The organism is Psychrobacter sp. NPDC078409, from assembly GCF_050268505.1.
Lineage (GTDB): Bacteria > Pseudomonadota > Gammaproteobacteria > Pseudomonadales > Moraxellaceae > Psychrobacter.
Window position 1 is genome coordinate 134,709 of record NZ_JBNNGW010000003.1, and the last position, 16,879, is coordinate 151,587.

A 16,879-nucleotide genomic window follows, 5' to 3' on the forward strand; every position below is an offset into this window, starting at 1 on the left:
ACAGCAGTCAAACTGCCAGATATCGTATTAGTTAGCTGGTGCTTCTTCTTCAGCGACCATTACTTCTTCGACACTATCAGTTATTGCTACCGCTTTTTGTGCTGCAGCCGTTGAGCTAGTACCAAAATAGCTACCCGTGATTTGATCATAGGTACCATTATCTTTTAGCTCAGCCAATGCTGCATTGAACTTAGCAATTAACGGATCGCCTTTACGGAAAGCAATACCCATTGCATCATCATTGGTGCTGATTTCTTCACCTTTGACTTCATAGCCTTTGCCTGCGTCTGTTTTTAACCAGTCGATACCCGTTACTTTGTCAGACATCATACCGCGCACACGGCCTGAGGTTAGATCTAGATAAGCATTGTCCTGCGTATCATACAATTTGATATCAGCATCTGCATGCTCGTCTTGTAGGTATTGCGAGGCAACAGTTGAGCGCTGTGAGGCAATTGGTAGACCTGTTAGCGACTCAACGCTTAAGTCATCACCTTTTTTGCCGATCAAGATGATACCGCTATGGAAGTAAGGGTCACTGAAATCAACCACTTCTTTACGCTCAGGCGTGATAGACATACCTGCGATAGCTGCATCAAACTTCTGTGCGTTAAGCCCTGGAATCAAACCGTCCCAATCTTGAGAGATGACTTCGCACTCAGCTTTCATTTGCGCACATAGTGCGTCAACCAGCTCAATCTCGTAACCAATCAGTTTGCCATCTGCATCGGTATAACTAAAAGGCTTATAGCTTGATTCTGTCGCGATTTTGATATTTAAAGGCGCTTCAGTAGCGGTATCAGCTTCAGCATTTTCTGCTGGTGCTGAGCTATTGTTACAACCTGCCAGCATTAGCATTGCTGCGCTAAGCGGTGCTAGCCACAATGCTTTTTTGCTCATTGATGATGTCATTGAAATTGTCATAAGTTTTATTCCTTAATATATTTACCAGCTGTATCGTCGATCACTGCTTGCTGATTTATGCTTATAAACACCGTTTATTTGAAACATACTTGGTTTTAAGCATTACTTGTATCAAACGTTACTTGTTCTAAGCATCAATCTTCAGTTAGTCATTATTGACCAAAGTTCATCTGCTCAAGACGTGCAAGCTCACCGTTACTACGGATTTCGCTCAATGCTTTGTCAAAGTCAGCTTTGAGTGAGTCACCTTTACGTACAGCAATGGCAATATTGTCATCGTTATCAATTTCATCACCAACGATACCGAAGCCCGCTGCGTTTTCTGCTAACCATGATTTGGCAGAAACTTTTTCAGCCAATACCGCATCGCTACGACCAGATTTTAGATCTAGATAGGCATTGTCATAGTTGTCATACAACTGAACTGTGTTGCCTTCTTTGCCTTCATAGTTATCCTGTAGATAAGCACCTGGCGTAGTAGAACGTTGACCCCCCAGCGTTGCGTCTTTAATCGCCATAGGATCAAAACTACCATCCGTATTGGTCAACCATACCATCGTATTGGCAAAGTATGGCTCGCTGAAATCAACTTTTTCTTGACGCTCAGCGGTAATAGACATACCTGCAATCACCGCATCATATTTCTGTGCCAATAGACCTGGAATAATACCGTCCCAGTCCTGTGCAACGATTTCACACTTGGCTTGCATTTGATCACACAAGGCATTGGCAACATCGATATCAAAACCTGCCAAGCTGCCGTCGGCGTTGGTATAGTTGAATGGAGGGTAAGCGCCTTCGGTAGCGATACGAATGGTTTTACCAGTGGTTTCAGCTGCAGGGGCGTCAGCGTTGGTATCGGTAGTTTCATCGGCAGGTTGGCTACAAGCGCTCAACATCAATGCAGCAGTAACGGTCATCGATGACCATAATAGGCGAGAATTCGACATCATACGTTCCTTAAATTCTGATGGGTTTTACATAAGTTTTTGACAGGATTTTCTGACTTAGGGTTCTGATATTTTGTTCTCTGACGTCCCTGCCAGACAAGCAATATAGATAGCAGAATAACAGACAGCCACGAGACGTGACGGCCTATAAACCTTTTGATAATACCTGAGTAAAATATCAAAAACAAACGTTTTGCATACTCATAGTTATCATCGGGCAATAAACAGTCAACAATGCTTACGTTACAGTGATTTTACGTTTGGCAGGATAAATGGTGACAAGAGTGTTGCCACCATTTGTATTGGACATGATATTAAGTGAAAAACTAATAATTAATAACTAAGTAGGACGGTGTGATGCCATAAAGTCTTTAACACGCTCAGAGGTAGGGTTATCAAAGACTTGCTCAGGTGTGCCAATTTCTTCAACCACACCTTGATGTAAAAAGACGACTTTGCTTGATACTTCACGGGCAAAGCGCATTTCGTGAGTAACGATAAGCATCGTACGTCCCTCCTCTGCTAGCTCGCGCATTACCGCAAGCACTTCGTTGACCAGTTCAGGATCTAGCGCAGAGGTTGGTTCATCAAACAATAGGACTTGTGGCTGCATAGCAAGCGCACGGGCGATTGCGACACGCTGACGCTGACCACCAGATAAGTTGGCAGGATAAGCATCTTTCTTGTCGAGCAGGCCGACTTTATCAAGCAGTTTTTCCGCATCACTAATTGCTTGGTCTTTTTTAATCTTTAAGACCTGCGTTGGCCCTTCGATGATGTTTTGCAGAATTGTCTTATGCGGCCATAGGTTGAAGTTCTGAAAGACAAACCCCACGCGTGCGCGCAAGCTTTCTAGCTGCTTCACGTCTGCTGCTTGTAGCTCACCTGATTTGGCAGGTTTTAGCATCAGCTCTTCATTACCGATCAAGATACGACCATGATTGGGGTTTTCTAGAAGATTAATACAACGCAGCAACGTCGACTTACCTGAGCCAGATGAGCCCAAAATAGAGATAACATCGCCATCGTAGGCAGTCAGGGAAACCCCTTTCAATACCTCTAATGAGCCGTAGCTTTTATGGATGTCTTGTAAGTCTAGGGCGATAGGCCGAGTCGGGTTTTTTGCAGTATCAAGCATGGTTCAGCAGACTTCCAATAAATATGAGTGAAAACACGAATAAAATAAGAGCTATATCTATATATAGTACAAGCATCTAGATGCATTATCGTAATATGCCTGATGAGGCAAAGAGAAAAATGCCATATTGTCTCTTATTACGCAGTAAAAAGGCAAATATTGTATTTAACCAACGGGTTAATCAGCTTCTAACAAACCGCGAATACAAAAAAGCCCAGACTGCATTTATCGCTCTGGGCTTTATTTTATCACTTTAGAATACGAGGCGTTGTGTTATCTGATAACTGCCTATTTATAGTATGTAGTTAGTACATTTAATATGTCGCTAGTGCATTCTATAATATGCGATTAGTACGTCGATACATGCTCTGAGTCTTCAGTACCATCCATCATATCCGCATCTTCTGCTGTCGCCACTGCCACATCATCGTTATTGGTAACGTCCATACCCTCATCATCGGCACTAGCAACGGCCACATCGTCATTGTCACTCGCTGTTGCACTTTCTTCTACAGAGGTTTGAGCGTCTACAGTAGTGTCAGCTTCAGTTTCCATCGGTGTGTCGTCTTTTTTGCTACAAGCGCCTAATGCCAAAGCACCTGCTACCAGACCAACCGTTAACCAATTTTTATAAGTCGTATTTTTCGTAGCCATGTTCGTTCTCCATCACTCATCATAATAAGATTAAGTACTATTTATTGATAGCCTTGCTGTTTTAATGCTTACTATACTGAGGATATCTCGCGGCTACCTTAGTATTTACAGCGCAATTCTGTTAAAAACACGTAAAGATATAGTGTAGTACTGATAACGCGATTATCTTAAATAAATACTGCTTAGCATCAGCAATATTGCTTTAAATAAGCCCCTACAAGAGCGCTACAAAGCGGATTCTGTTCACAAAATCATCTTTACTATCGTCTCAATCTGCTCTATGTTAAATAGCATAATGACCTATCGCTATTTGAGTAGGCATTCAAAACTTCTTTTTTTGCGACATTTTTCGCCTTTTTAGGTACTTTTACCTATATAAAATTGGGCGCTTTTAGTTATAAAAAACCTGTATCACATAAGGAAAATAATTTATGAGTCAATCGAATACTACGGACATTACGACCTATATGCAGTCTGTCGGCAAGCAAGCAAGAGCTGCTTCTCGTGCACTGGCTGCTGCCAACACTGGCGATAAAAATTCGGCACTATTAGCCATTCATGATGAGCTGGTCAATGCCAAACAAGACATCTTGTCTGCCAATAAAATCGATATGGATAATGGCCAAAAAAACAATCTTGATAGCGCACTCCTCGACCGCTTGGAGCTAAACGAAGCACGATTTAACGGTATGCTACAAGGTCTTAAAGACGTCGCTGGCCTTCCTGACCCAATCGGTGAAGTCACTGATATGACCTATCAGCCATCGGGTATTCATTTGGGCAAAATGCGGGTGCCACTTGGCGTAGTCGGTATGATTTATGAGTCGCGTCCTAACGTAACCTTAGAGGCTGCCTCACTGGCACTCAAATCAGGCAACGCCATTATTTTGCGCGGTGGTTCTGAAGCATTTGAATCTAACCAAGCCATTGCCAAATGCATCATCAAAGGACTTAGCCATACTGATCTATCAGAACATAGCGTGCAAGTGCTACAGACAACCGATCGTGCAGCCGTTGGTGAACTGATCACCATGACTGAATATGTTGATGTCATTGTGCCACGTGGCGGTAAAGGTTTGATTGCGCGTATCAGTAACGATGCAAAAGTACCTGTGATCAAGCATTTAGATGGTAACTGCCATACCTTTATTGATAGTGATGCGGATCCTGAGATTGCGATTAAAGTCAGTGTCAATGCCAAAACGCATCGCTACGGCACTTGTAATACGATGGAAACGCTACTGGTCGATGAAACAGTCGCTAATGAACTATTACCTCAAATAGCAGAGGCCATCGTCGCTGCTGATGACGCAATGCAACTACGCCTTGATGACAAATCACAATCTATCCTAAATGATAATGCTAAACTTGAAGGTCATCTATCAGCTGCCACCTCAGAAGATTGGGATACTGAATACCTAGCCCCTATCCTAGCGGTAAAAGTGGTCGCAGGTATTGATGAAGCGATTGAGCATATCAATACGCACGGTAGCCATCATACCGATGTCATCATCACTGATAACTATACCAAGTCGCAACGCTTCATCCGTGAAGTGGACTCGGCCAGCGTAATGATTAACGCCTCTAGCCGTTTTGCTGATGGTTTCGAATACGGTCTCGGTGCTGAGATTGGTATCTCAACGGACAAAATCCATGCGCGTGGCCCTGTCGGTCTTGAAGGTCTGACTTCACAGAAATGGATTGTTTATGGTCATGGCGAAACCCGTGCTTAATCATACCAGTACCGATTATCGAAACGAGTAATCAGAAACGTCAGCAATTATGCTGGCGTTTCTTCGTTTGAATCATAAGTATTTTAATTAAGGCATTTAAATTATAGGGAGCGGTACGAGCATGCAAAGTGGCAAGATTAAGCACTGGAACGAAGATAAAGGCTACGGCTTTATCGATGTAGATAATCAAAGTGAAGATGTATTCTTTCATATTAGCAAAGCAAGACTGGCGAAGCCTATAACGGTTGGTCAAAGTGTTTACTTTAACAGTGCCCGTAACGACAAAAACCAATTGAGAGCCACTGAAGTGACCTCGTCTTCATTGAGCCTTGACCAAGATACTGCATCAGATGTTCCAAGCTATACACCTACTAACGCTAATAGAAATAGCCATCATAGCACTCGTAACTCAAATCGTAGCAGTCAAAACAGCAGACCAAATAAAAGAAGCTTAGGCTCTACGCTATTTAGCCTCATCGCTATCATCGCCGTCGCTTTCTATTTTTTCGGCGATTTAAATTCGACATTGCTTGCTGATAGTATCGAGCCGACAACGGTATCGCAAGACGTCACTAATAATACGAGCCAAACCACTACTGCTGGTATAACGGGTGATGCACAGGTTGATAATACGATTGCGCTTATTCAGCAAGGCGGCCCGTTTCCGTATCCAAATAAAGATGGCACGACGTTTTATAACCGTGAAGGCAGACTACCCTCCCAGTCACAAGGCTACTACCGCGAATATACCGTACCCACCCCTGGTGTCTCTCATCGCGGCGCACGGCGTATCGTCACAGGTGGTAACCCGCCTACTGTCTATTACTTAACTGTCGATCACTATGATAGCTTCCAAAGACTACAGGTGCCTTAATATGAAAAAAGAAAATATGAACCAAGCGAATACGGACAAAGCCGATATGAAGCGAGAAAGTATGAACCAAGCCATCCACTATGTTAATCAAAGCCATGTGAAGCAAAACCATATTAACCAAAACGGTACAGCACTGGGTACTAGCATTCCTACGCAGGCTGTTACTATAGCCGTAGGTGACACGCTCGAAAAAACTGAGCTATTGACGAGTTTGGCCAAGGCCTGTGACTTCCCTAGTTATTTTTCACACAACTGGGACAGTGCATGGGATTGTCTAACAGACAGTGAGGCAATTCATTTAAGGCTTGATTTGACAGACGTTAAAAGAATAAACACTGAGGACTTCAATGTCTTTAAAAGCATCATTGAGGATGCCTTTAGAGAATTTGGCAAACCGCAATTGTGGATCATCGTGCCATCTGAGGATGAAGCTTATGCGTTAGACATTTAGTCGTTAAAAGCCTATATATTGCAAGCTTGACCGCCGATAGTCATCGATAATTATTCGTCATCATAGAAACCTGAATTCGAGATAAAGCCATATTTATCCCGAATTCAGGTTAATTTATTTTACAGAAAGGATTAACCTATGGAGATTACCTTAAACGGTTATTACACCCTGATATTGGCCACCTTAGTGCTGCTGCTTGGGCGGTTTTTGGTGCGGAGAATCAAGTTTTTAGAAGACTTTAATATCCCAGAACCTGTTGCTGGTGGTTTGGTCGCGGCGATTGTTGTCTATGCTCTCAATATGGTTTGGGGATATAGTTTCAACTTTCATCAAGGACTACAGACCGCCACCATGTTGATGTTCTTTGCCTCCATCGGTCTGAGTGCTGATTTTAGTAGGCTAAAAGCAGGCGGCACACCATTATTGATTTTTACTATCGTTGTTTCAGTATTCATTGTATTGCAGGACGTCGTTGGTGTGGCCATGGCAAGTGCATTGGGACTTGATCCTTTGCTCGGTCTAGTGACAGGGTCTATCGCTCTAACGGGTGGTCATGGTACAGCAGGCGCTTGGGGCATTACGCTAGAACAAGACTACGGTGTAGTCGGTGCGACGACGCTTGGTATCGCGGTTGCTACTTATGGTTTGGTCGCGGGTGGTATCGTTGGCGGTCCTGTTGCCCGTCGTTTGATTAACCGACTTGGCCTAAAACCAACGCCAGCCAACCCTGATCCTAGCGATATCGAAAAAGTTGCTGGTGCACAGTCGTTATATAGCACCAAACACGATGAAGAGTCTGCAGGTAGTAATAAAGATATCTTTGAAAGACCTGATAGCATGCGCTTTATCACCGCTTCTTCTACTATCGAAACCTTGGCACTATTCGCAGGTGCTTTGGCTTTTGCCGATGTGATGGCCATCGTTGCTGAAGGTACATGGTTTGAGCTGCCTACTTTCGTATGGGCACTGGCAGGCGGCGTCATCATTCGCAATGTGCTGACGATGGTCTTCAATTTTGATATGTTTGACCGCTCAATTGATGTACTTGGTAATGCGTCTTTAAGCCTATTTTTGGCGATGGCATTGTTGTCTTTAAAACTATGGCAATTGACCGATTTGGCAGGCCCTGTACTAATTATATTGGTCGTACAGACCATCATTATGATTATCTACGTGTACCTGATTACCTTTAAAATTATGGGTAAAGACTACGACGCGGCTGTATTATCAGCGGGGCATTGTGGTTTTGGTATGGGTGCGACACCGACTGCAATTGCAAATATGCAGGCAGTCACTGATCGCTATCTGCCTTCACCTAAAGCATTCTTGATTGTGCCAATGGTAGGTGCGTTCTTTGTTGATATCGTCAATGCCACGATATTGCAGATATTTACGAAGCTGCCATTTATGTAGGCCGATGCTGTCATAGATCAAAACTTAATAGCTATCTAGCAAATGCTAGCCATCGAAAAGCCCGCCAAGACTTATCTTGGCGGGCTTTTTTAATTATCAAGTTATAATAGAGTGTTCAATCAAACCTATTATTTATACTTCTTAATTTCACCACTTTTCACACGAGCTATGAAAGAATTAACCTCTCTTTTCACAATTGGCATCAAGAAGTACAGACCGATGATGTTAAAGATAGCCATAGCGAACAGAGCCGCATCTGAGAAGTCGATAACGAAGCTAAACTGTACGATGGTACCGATAACAACGAAGATTAAGAAGATAAGTTTGTATATCATCTCGCCGCCTTTACCTTCACCGAAAAGGTAAGTCCAAGCTTTTAGACCATAATATGACCATGAAATCATCGTTGAGAAAGCAAACAACAATACCGCGACAGCTAGGAAATACTGGAATATAGGCGCCGTTTCCATGAAGGCTGCTCGGGTTAGATCCACACCAGTAAGTGCTTGGGTTTGTAAGTTTGCGGCAGTGTTCACCCCAGAGATAGTAATAACAAGCGCCGTCATCGTACAGATAACAACTGTATCAATGAAAGGCTCTAATAGCGCTACTAGACCTTCAGTAGCAGGCTCTTTGGTTTTTACTGCTGAGTGAGCAATAGCGGCTGAACCAACACCCGCTTCGTTAGAGAAAGTTGCACGTTTTAAACCTTGAATCAACGCGCCAATAAAGCCACCAGCTACGCCAGCACCAGTGAAGGCACCTGAGAAAATCTCGCCAAATGCAGCGCCGATATGATTAAAGTTAGCAATCAGTACGATTACCGCCATAGTAATGTATAACAAAGCCATAAAGGGTACGACTTTTTCGGTAACGGTTGCGATGCGCGGCATACCACCAATGATAACCATACCGACTAAAAATGCTAAGCCAATACCAAAGAATACACTGTAATCCGTTGGAATGCTAAAAGTAGAGCTCATCACTGCAAAGGCTTGGTTACCTTGGAACATGTTACCAGCACCAAAGGTCGCCAATATACACATAAGGGCAAAACCAACAGCCAGAAACTTACCTAATCCGCCCATACCACGTTCAGCCATACCGCGGCTTAGGTAGTACATAGGGCCACCTGATACGACGCCAGATGGTAGTACCGTACGGTATTTAACACCTAGCGTACATTCTACAAACTTAGTCGCCATACCAAATAGGCCGACCATAATCATCCAAAAGGTAGCGCCAGGTCCACCAATAGCAAGTGCTGCACCAACGCCTGCGATATTACCAAGACCAACGGTACCTGATAAAGCAGTAGCTAAGGCTTGAAAATGGCTGACCTCGCCTTCTTCTTTGTTAGCGGGATTGGGATCGGTATATTTGCCTCTGACAATATCTAGAGACAAGCCTATTTGGCGAAACTGAATAAATCCAAAGTAAAAAGTGAATACGAGTGCGGCAACTAATAACCAACCCACAATAAGCGGGAAGCTGACGTCTCCAAGAGGTACTGAAAAGAAAATAAGGTCGACGAACCAGCCAAATATATTGGACATAAAGCCATCGAGACCTGCTCCAAATGCTGCTAAACCTGATTGTTCTGCTGCTTGCGCAAGAGTCGTGCTGAGTAATAGCATCGTTGCGACTAAAGATTGTTTTTTCATGTAAATCCCTCTATTGAAAATAATATTTATATAATTATTCAATCAATTACAGCGATACTAATACAAAGTGTAACTATTTATTATAATTTGTATTAGTATTATTACTAAATGTTCAATACTGACTATATACTAATATTTTTGTATAAACAAAGGGATTTACACATTTTTCTTCATTAAACATCAACTTAGCTCCTTAAAACTAAGACCAGAACTCAGTCAGGATCACAACATTTATCAAAAAATGTCGGTAGTAATTTTCAGGTTGAATAACAGACTGAAATATAATTAAAAGAGCTAAATGGCAATATCAATGTAGGTTTGCGTTAAATACTCTAATATTTACAAAGAGCAATAACAAAAAAACCGCTAAGCAAAAGCTTAGCGGTTTTTTTTATTACCATTCTAAAGTTTACTGATTTTTAGCATAGACTGGTAATTCTGCACAAATAGCTTCTACTTTAGCGCGTACTTCAGTAGCAACCGCTTCATCACCGCGACTGTCTAGTACGTCACAGATCCAACCTGCCAATTCACCCGCTTGTGCTTCGTTGAAACCGCGAGTAGTAATCGCTGGCGTACCAATACGGATACCAGAAGTCACGAATGGTGATTTTGGATCGTTTGGTACAGCGTTCTTGTTGACAGTGATGTGTGCTTCACCAAGCCATTTATCCGCTTCTTTACCCGTCATTTCTTGCTTAACGAGACTAATCAGCATGAGATGATTTTCAGTACCACCAGAGATGACTTCATAGCCGCGCTCTTGAACCACTTTTGCCATAGCTTGTGCGTTTTTCACTACTTGCTGCTGATACGTTTTGAAGTTATCTTCTAACGCTTCTTTAAAGCAAACCGCTTTTGCTGCGATGACATGCATCAACGGGCCACCTTGGTTGCCTGGGAATACAGCTGAGTTTAGCTTTTTAGCCAATACTTCATCACGCGACAAAATCATACCTGAGCGTGGGCCACGTAGAGTTTTGTGCGTCGTCGTTGTGACCACATCAGCGAAAGGTACTGGGTTTGGATAAACTCCGCCAGCAACTAGGCCTGCAACGTGAGCCATATCGACCAATAGATACGCGCCTACTTCGTCCGCGATGTCACGGAAACGCTGCCAATCGACTACTTGTGAGTATGCTGAAAAACCCGCGATGATCATTTTTGGCTTATGCTCACGCGCCAAGCTCTCTACTTGATCATAATCAATAAGGCCAGTGCCATCTACCAATCCGTACTGTACGGCATTGTAGTTCAAACCTGAGAAGTTGATGTGTGCGCCATGCGTCAAGTGACCACCAGCGTCTAAGCTCATGCCTAGTACAGTGTCATTTGCTTCTAGCAATGCTAAAAATACGGCTGAGTTTGCTTGGCTACCAGAATGCGGCTGAACGTTCACATACTCTGCACCGAACAACTCTTTAGCACGGTCAATGGCCAATTGCTCAACCACATCCACATGCTCACAACCACCATAATAACGCTTGCCAGGATAGCCTTCTGCGTATTTGTTGGTAAGGTCAGTACCTTGTGCTTCCATCACTGCTTGTGAGCAGTAGTTTTCAGAGGCGATAAGCTCGATGTGGTTTTCTTGACGAACGCTTTCTGCGGCCATCGCTTCAGCAAGTACTGGATCAAAATCTTTGATAGAAATATCTTTAAACATAGTGATGTCCTAAGTAGTGACTGTCATTAAAAAACGTCATTGAAAAGAAGCTTATAGCCTGCCCACAATAAAACAACTACTGCGTCAACGTCGCTGAAGTACGATTAATACCTCTGCACGCTGTTTTTCTGCAATCTGTTTTATGGTATGACCATTATTGTGAATGGAGTCTATTAGCAAAGATTGAAATAAGAATAAATACAGGCGACTGACCTGTTATTAACTTGACTGATTCGTCAATAAAATCGATGTACATTTGCATTGATATCATTGCGAAAGATTAAGTGTAACATGAAAATTTGTGCTGTGAGCGCAAAAAAACCTCACCTTAAGATGAGGGAATTAAATGACGATATAACACAGATAAATAGCCAATAAAATAAAGGATTTACCCACTGAATTTTTTCTCTTGTCTGCACTTTTATGCTGTTTTAGGCATAAAATATTTTTAAACGTGGCTAGATATAATCTATTCAATTTAGAAGTAGTACAAGGCAGCCGAGTGTAGATGTATATTAAATACCTCAAGCGAGGTTAACCTAATAATATTTTTATAGGTCGCTAGTTAAAAACGCCGGTAGGAACGTTTCACTGATCATTATCTTACGACCATGCCAGTCATAACGCGTTTGTCGTTGCCAACCGTCACTGGTATTACTGATAAAACGCTCATTTGGCAAGGTACGGCGACGCTTAAATAACACGTAACCAATAGGTGTGTTTTTCAGATGTTGAAGACGACGCGACTGACCTTTTAAACTATCTAGAGGAAAGACACTCTGTGCTTGCACCCATGGCATTTCATCATGGCCATATAACTGCACTTCCCGTATCCATGCCAGCATTGGACGATTTAGCATCATGCCTCGTATACCCAGCTGCTTTTTTTGACCTAGAGTCAGCGAACGATAGCCTTCAAAGCTGCGTTTTACGCGTAGCGGCTGCCCTGCCTTCTCTTCTAATATCGCAGTGAGGGAACCTTCAGCATTTAGCCAAGGTAAGAGCTCAGTAGGAGGTAGGCCACTGGTAGAACTAAAAGAATTGCTGGTCATAGTTTATGGCTAGTATTTTTTAAAGAGTGTTTAACAGTTAGAAAGTGTTTGCAAATAGAAGCAAAGTTAATCAAAGCTGATTACCGTTATAAATTACTGCTATGAGTCAATGCCGTCAAATGCAGGCATATTGTCTGCATTAAAAGGCAGAGCTTCAAAGGCCTGCTGACGATACTGCGCCATGTGCATTCGATCTCTGACACAAAAATCGCCAATCGCCGGTACAAAACGCGGATCATAGATACGATGGATAGAATGTGTCGTCGTTGGGATAAAACCACGTACCAGCTTATGCTCGCCTTGCGTACCCGGATCAAAAGACATCAGCCCTTGCTCAATAGCAAACTCAATACCTTGGTAATAGCACAGCTCAAAATGCAAGCTGTCATATTCACCGAGCGCGCCCCAGTAACGACCATATAAGGTAGCATTATTATCGCCATCAGCCTTGTCACCATCAACATTGTCGCTATCAGGTCTGTCATATAAGAACAAACTACTCGCGATAATCTCACCACTGACATCAAGTGCCTGCGCAAGCATTATATGCTCAGGCATGCTCGCTGCCAACGCCATAAAAAAATCTATCGTCAAATAAGGCTGTTGTCCGCGTACTGCATAGGTCATCACATAACAATGATAAAAAGCCTTCCAATCAGCATCGCTAATAGCATCACCGCACTTGCGCTGGCAACTAATGCCTTGCTCGGCAACTTTACGGCGCTCAGCCCGAATGGTTTTACGCTTTTTGGCTTTTAAGGTCATCAAAAACGCATCAAAATCTGCAAATGGCTTACTGTCATTAAGTAAGTCTTTGTTTTGCCATAAGAACTGGCAACCTTGACGCTCAAATATCGGTAGCTCAATAGTAGCTGACTCTACGCCGCTTTCTTGAGCCGCTATGGCAAGCTCTACATCAATTTCAGTTGGTATAGATGCGGTGGCGATAGAGGCAAGCTCTGGTGTCACAAACAGTCCATGCCAGCTGGAAGCACCCACTTGTTGAGCGACATCATCGATACCTGCGATGGCTACTTTGAGGATATCCTCATTCAAAGTTTCACCTTTTGCCAACCAAATCCTTTGGCCAGTAATCGGTGTATATGGTGCGCTAGTGACCAATCGCGGATAATAATCAACGCCATAGCGCGCATAAGCTTCTGCCCATGCATGATCAAATACAAACTCACCACGATGATGACCTTTTATAAATACTGGCATGACAGCCACAGGTTGCAATGTATTTTCTGCCGCGCTATCTACTAAGGTATCGGTGTTATCTTCACTATCCGCACTATTAGTAGCGCCTGTGACACGATGTACCAAAATAAATATTGGTAGCCACCCTGCCTGCTCACCAATTGCTCGTGTGTCAGTCAGCGCTTGCCAGAAAGCAAATGACATAAAAGGGGTATCTGGCGTCTGCCACTCTGTTTGGCTCTGCCAGCTGGTATCATTAATCAGCGCATACTCTAAACTCATATTCACCGTCACTATTATAATCGCGATATATTTATCGATAACCAATCTATTGATGACCTAGACTAGCAAATTTTTACGTCATTGCTGTCACAATTTGCAAAAACTTATCCGTACCCAATAAAAAACCACCAACGATAACGCGGGTGGTTTGTACGACTGCGCTCATGGGCGGTGAGATCAATATAAAACGTCATGAAAAAACAGTAGTTGTATGGAAAAGATGATATCGAAGCCGATGACTGGTAGAATAAGGTTGTTATTAGCTTAGTATAATTCGAAACCATAGGATACGAGCTAAAACAGTATACTTAGTTCATGGTATACGATTGACATCCTATCGGATTTATAGTGGATTGATTATAATGTAGCGTCAGTGATTCACTTTTAGGCGATTTTGCACCGACCGTTAACGTGTTGCCTTTAAATGCTTTTTTCATGAATATTATTAAAAGAAAATGTCTGACCTGTCTTAAAAATTTCTAAGAAGCTACATATGAAGTACTTGTTCTAACCATATCATGGATTATTGCATAGTATCATTGACGCATATTCAACACTATATTTGAGCTTTATTATTAACTACAGCCTAAAGGAAGATCTAACTAAAATGTCAAAAATTATTTATACAAAAACTGACGAAGCCCCAGCGCTGGCGACTCTGTCGTTCTTACCGATTGTCGAAGCATTCACTAAAACAGCAGGCGTTGAAGTTGAAACCAGCGACATCTCTGTTGCAGCGCGTATATTGGCTGAATTCCCTGAATACTTGACCGAAGAGCAACGTGTTCCTGACAACTTAGCTGAGCTAGGTCGTCTGACTCAAGATCCAAATACCAACATCATCAAACTGCCAAACATCAGTGCTTCTGTACAGCAGTTGAAAGCCGCTATCAAAGAGCTACAGAGCAAAGGCTATGCTATTCCTAACTTCCCAGAAGATCCACAAACTGACGAAGAAAAAGAGCTACGCAAGCGTTATGGCAAAAGCTTAGGCAGTTCAGTGAACCCAGTACTGCGTGAAGGTAACTCAGATCGCCGCGCTCCTAAAGCCGTTAAAAACTATGCACGCAAGCACCCACACTCTATGGGTGAGTGGAAGCAGTGGTCAAGCACGCACGTATCACACATGCATGGCGGCGACTTCTACGATGGCGAGCAATCTATGACATTAGATAAAGCCCGTACGGTACGTATGGAGTTGTTACTTGATGACGGTACTCAAAAAGTATTAAAGCCTAAAATTGCTTTGCTTGATAAAGAAGTCATCGATCTGATGGTCATGAGCAAAAAAGCACTATTAGAGTTTTATGAGCGTGAAATGGAAGATTGCCGCGAAGCTGGTATCTTGTTCTCACTACACGTAAAAGCAACCATGATGAAGGTCTCGCATCCTATCGTCTTTGGTCATGCAGTTAGAATCTACTATAAAGAAGCCTTTGAGAAACATGGCGCTTTCTTTGATGAGCTAGGTATCAACGTCAACAACGGTATGGCAGATTTATACGACAAGATCTCAACGCTACCAGCTTCAAAACGTGAAGAAATTGAGCGTGATTTACATGCGTGTCAAGAGCATCGCCCACGTCTGGCCATGGTTGATTCTTCAAAAGGTATCACTAACTTCCATTCACCAAGTGATGTAATCGTTGATGCTTCTATGCCAGCGATGATTCGTTCAGGCGGTAAAATGTGGGGCGCTGATGGCAAAATGTATGACTGTAAAGCCGTCATGCCAGAGTCTACCTTTGCGCGTATTTACCAAGAAATGATCAACTTCTGCAAATGGCATGGTAACTTTGATCCAAAAACAATGGGCACCGTTCCTAACGTTGGCCTAATGGCTCAAAAAGCTGAAGAGTATGGCTCGCATGACAAGACTTTTGAGTCTAGCGATGCTGGTATTGCACGTATCGTCGATATTGATACTGATGAAGTATTACTCGAAAAACGTGTTGAGAAAGGTGATATCTGGCGCATGTGTCAGGTTAAAGATGAGCCTATCCAAGACTGGGTAAAACTTGCCGTACGCCGTGCTCGTGAATCAGATACGCCTGTTATCTTCTGGTTAGACCCATACCGCCCACATGAAAACGAGCTAATCAAAAAAGTTAGAACGTATCTAAAAGATCATGATACTACTGGCTTACATATCGAGATTATGTCTCAGGTTCGTGCGATGCGTTATACCCTAGAGCGTGTTGCTCGTGGTCTAGATACTATCTCTGCGACCGGTAACATCCTACGCGATTACCTAACTGACTTGTTCCCTATCCTAGAGCTAGGAACCAGTGCCAAAATGCTATCAGTTGTACCATTAATGAAAGGCGGTGGTTTGTTTGAAACTGGCGCTGGTGGTTCTGCACCGAAGCACGTTGAGCAGCTGACAGAAGAGAACCATCTACGTTGGGATTCACTTGGTGAGTTCTTGGCATTGACGGTATCTTTGGAGCATCTAGCAAACAACGACAACAATGCTAAAGCTCAAATTTTAGCTGATACGCTAGATACAGCAACAGAAAAACTGCTACTAAACGATAAGTCGCCATCACGTAAAACTGGCGAGCTCGACAACCGTGGTAGCCACTTCTATCTAGCAATGTACTGGGCTGAAGAGCTTGCATCGCAAGATAAAGATAGCGAGCTAAAAGCGCAATTTACACCATTCGCGCAAAAGCTAAAAGAGAACGAAGAAGCCATCGTTAAAGAACTTAACCAAGCTCAAGGCAAGCCAGTAGATATCAAAGGCTACTACTATGCTGATGAAGAATTGGCTAAGAAAGCAATGCGTCCAAGCGCTTTGTTTAACGAGACATTGGCATCGCTATAATTTTAAGCGACTGCTCTTAGACACTGAGCCTAATCGCTTTTGGGTTTTATA

At 42.9% G+C, this 16,879-nt stretch carries 13 protein-coding genes; 5 read left to right on the forward strand and 8 right to left on the reverse strand.

The features are described 5' to 3' along the window. Window positions 1-27 precede the first annotated feature (27 nt). From ACQKC9_RS06575 to ACQKC9_RS06590, 4 genes are all read right to left on the reverse strand, one after another. Entirely contained in the window at window positions 28-924 is an 897-nt protein-coding gene (locus ACQKC9_RS06575; RefSeq protein WP_427621052.1) for a transporter substrate-binding domain-containing protein, read from the reverse strand. A 152-nt stretch (window positions 925-1,076) separates the two neighbouring features. Next, window positions 1,077-1,877 (reverse strand): transporter substrate-binding domain-containing protein, encoded by an 801-nt coding sequence (locus ACQKC9_RS06580; protein ID WP_185156656.1) that lies wholly within the window; start codon window positions 1,875-1,877, stop codon window positions 1,077-1,079. A gap of 337 nt (window positions 1,878-2,214) precedes the next feature. Further along, complete coding sequence (locus tag ACQKC9_RS06585) at window positions 2,215-3,012, reverse strand: ABC transporter ATP-binding protein (RefSeq protein ID WP_057758311.1); 798 nt, start codon at window positions 3,010-3,012, stop codon at window positions 2,215-2,217. Between the two features lie 348 nt (window positions 3,013-3,360). Next, window positions 3,361-3,666, reverse strand: coding sequence for a hypothetical protein (locus tag ACQKC9_RS06590; protein ID WP_179799076.1), 306 nt, complete (start codon window positions 3,664-3,666; stop codon window positions 3,361-3,363). A 431-nt stretch (window positions 3,667-4,097) separates the two neighbouring features. Here ACQKC9_RS06590 and ACQKC9_RS06595 point away from each other — a divergent pair, with 431 nt between their 5' ends. From ACQKC9_RS06595 to gltS, 4 genes are all read left to right on the forward strand, one after another. Continuing rightward, window positions 4,098-5,399 (forward strand): glutamate-5-semialdehyde dehydrogenase, encoded by a 1,302-nt coding sequence (locus tag ACQKC9_RS06595; protein ID WP_427621053.1) that lies wholly within the window; start codon window positions 4,098-4,100, stop codon window positions 5,397-5,399. Between the two features lie 121 nt (window positions 5,400-5,520). Next, a complete protein-coding gene (locus ACQKC9_RS06600) occupies window positions 5,521-6,273 on the forward strand; it encodes a ribonuclease domain-containing protein (protein ID WP_427621054.1) in 753 nt (250 codons plus the stop codon). 1 nt (window position 6,274) lies between these two features. After that, complete coding sequence (locus ACQKC9_RS06605) at window positions 6,275-6,724, forward strand: barstar family protein (protein WP_427621055.1); 450 nt, start codon at window positions 6,275-6,277, stop codon at window positions 6,722-6,724. A 138-nt stretch (window positions 6,725-6,862) separates the two neighbouring features. Then, a complete protein-coding gene (gene gltS / locus ACQKC9_RS06610) occupies window positions 6,863-8,137 on the forward strand; it encodes a sodium/glutamate symporter (RefSeq protein ID WP_427621056.1) in 1,275 nt (424 codons plus the stop codon). A 128-nt stretch (window positions 8,138-8,265) separates the two neighbouring features. On the opposite strand, the gene ACQKC9_RS06615 is transcribed toward gltS, so the two are convergent. The 4 genes from ACQKC9_RS06615 to ACQKC9_RS06630 all read right to left on the reverse strand — a co-directional run bounded on the left by ACQKC9_RS06615 (window position 8,266) and on the right by ACQKC9_RS06630 (window position 14,001). Further along, complete coding sequence (locus ACQKC9_RS06615) at window positions 8,266-9,801, reverse strand: alanine/glycine:cation symporter family protein (protein WP_427621057.1); 1,536 nt, start codon at window positions 9,799-9,801, stop codon at window positions 8,266-8,268. 409 nt (window positions 9,802-10,210) lie between these two features. After that, on the reverse strand, window positions 10,211-11,467 hold the full coding sequence (gene glyA / locus ACQKC9_RS06620) for a serine hydroxymethyltransferase (RefSeq protein WP_379543712.1): 1,257 nt from the start codon (window positions 11,465-11,467) through the stop codon (window positions 10,211-10,213). A 551-nt stretch (window positions 11,468-12,018) separates the two neighbouring features. Further along, window positions 12,019-12,519: a chorismate--pyruvate lyase family protein gene (locus ACQKC9_RS06625; RefSeq protein WP_427621058.1), complete on the reverse strand. Its 501-nt coding sequence runs from the start codon at window positions 12,517-12,519 to the stop codon at window positions 12,019-12,021. Window positions 12,520-12,618: 99 nt separating this feature from the next. Then, entirely contained in the window at window positions 12,619-14,001 is a 1,383-nt protein-coding gene (locus ACQKC9_RS06630) for a GNAT family N-acetyltransferase (RefSeq protein WP_427621059.1), read from the reverse strand. Window positions 14,002-14,608: 607 nt separating this feature from the next. On the opposite strand from ACQKC9_RS06630, the gene ACQKC9_RS06635 reads away from it, so the two are divergent. Beyond that, entirely contained in the window at window positions 14,609-16,828 is a 2,220-nt protein-coding gene (locus ACQKC9_RS06635; protein WP_427621060.1) for an NADP-dependent isocitrate dehydrogenase, read from the forward strand. Window positions 16,829-16,879 lie beyond the last annotated feature (51 nt).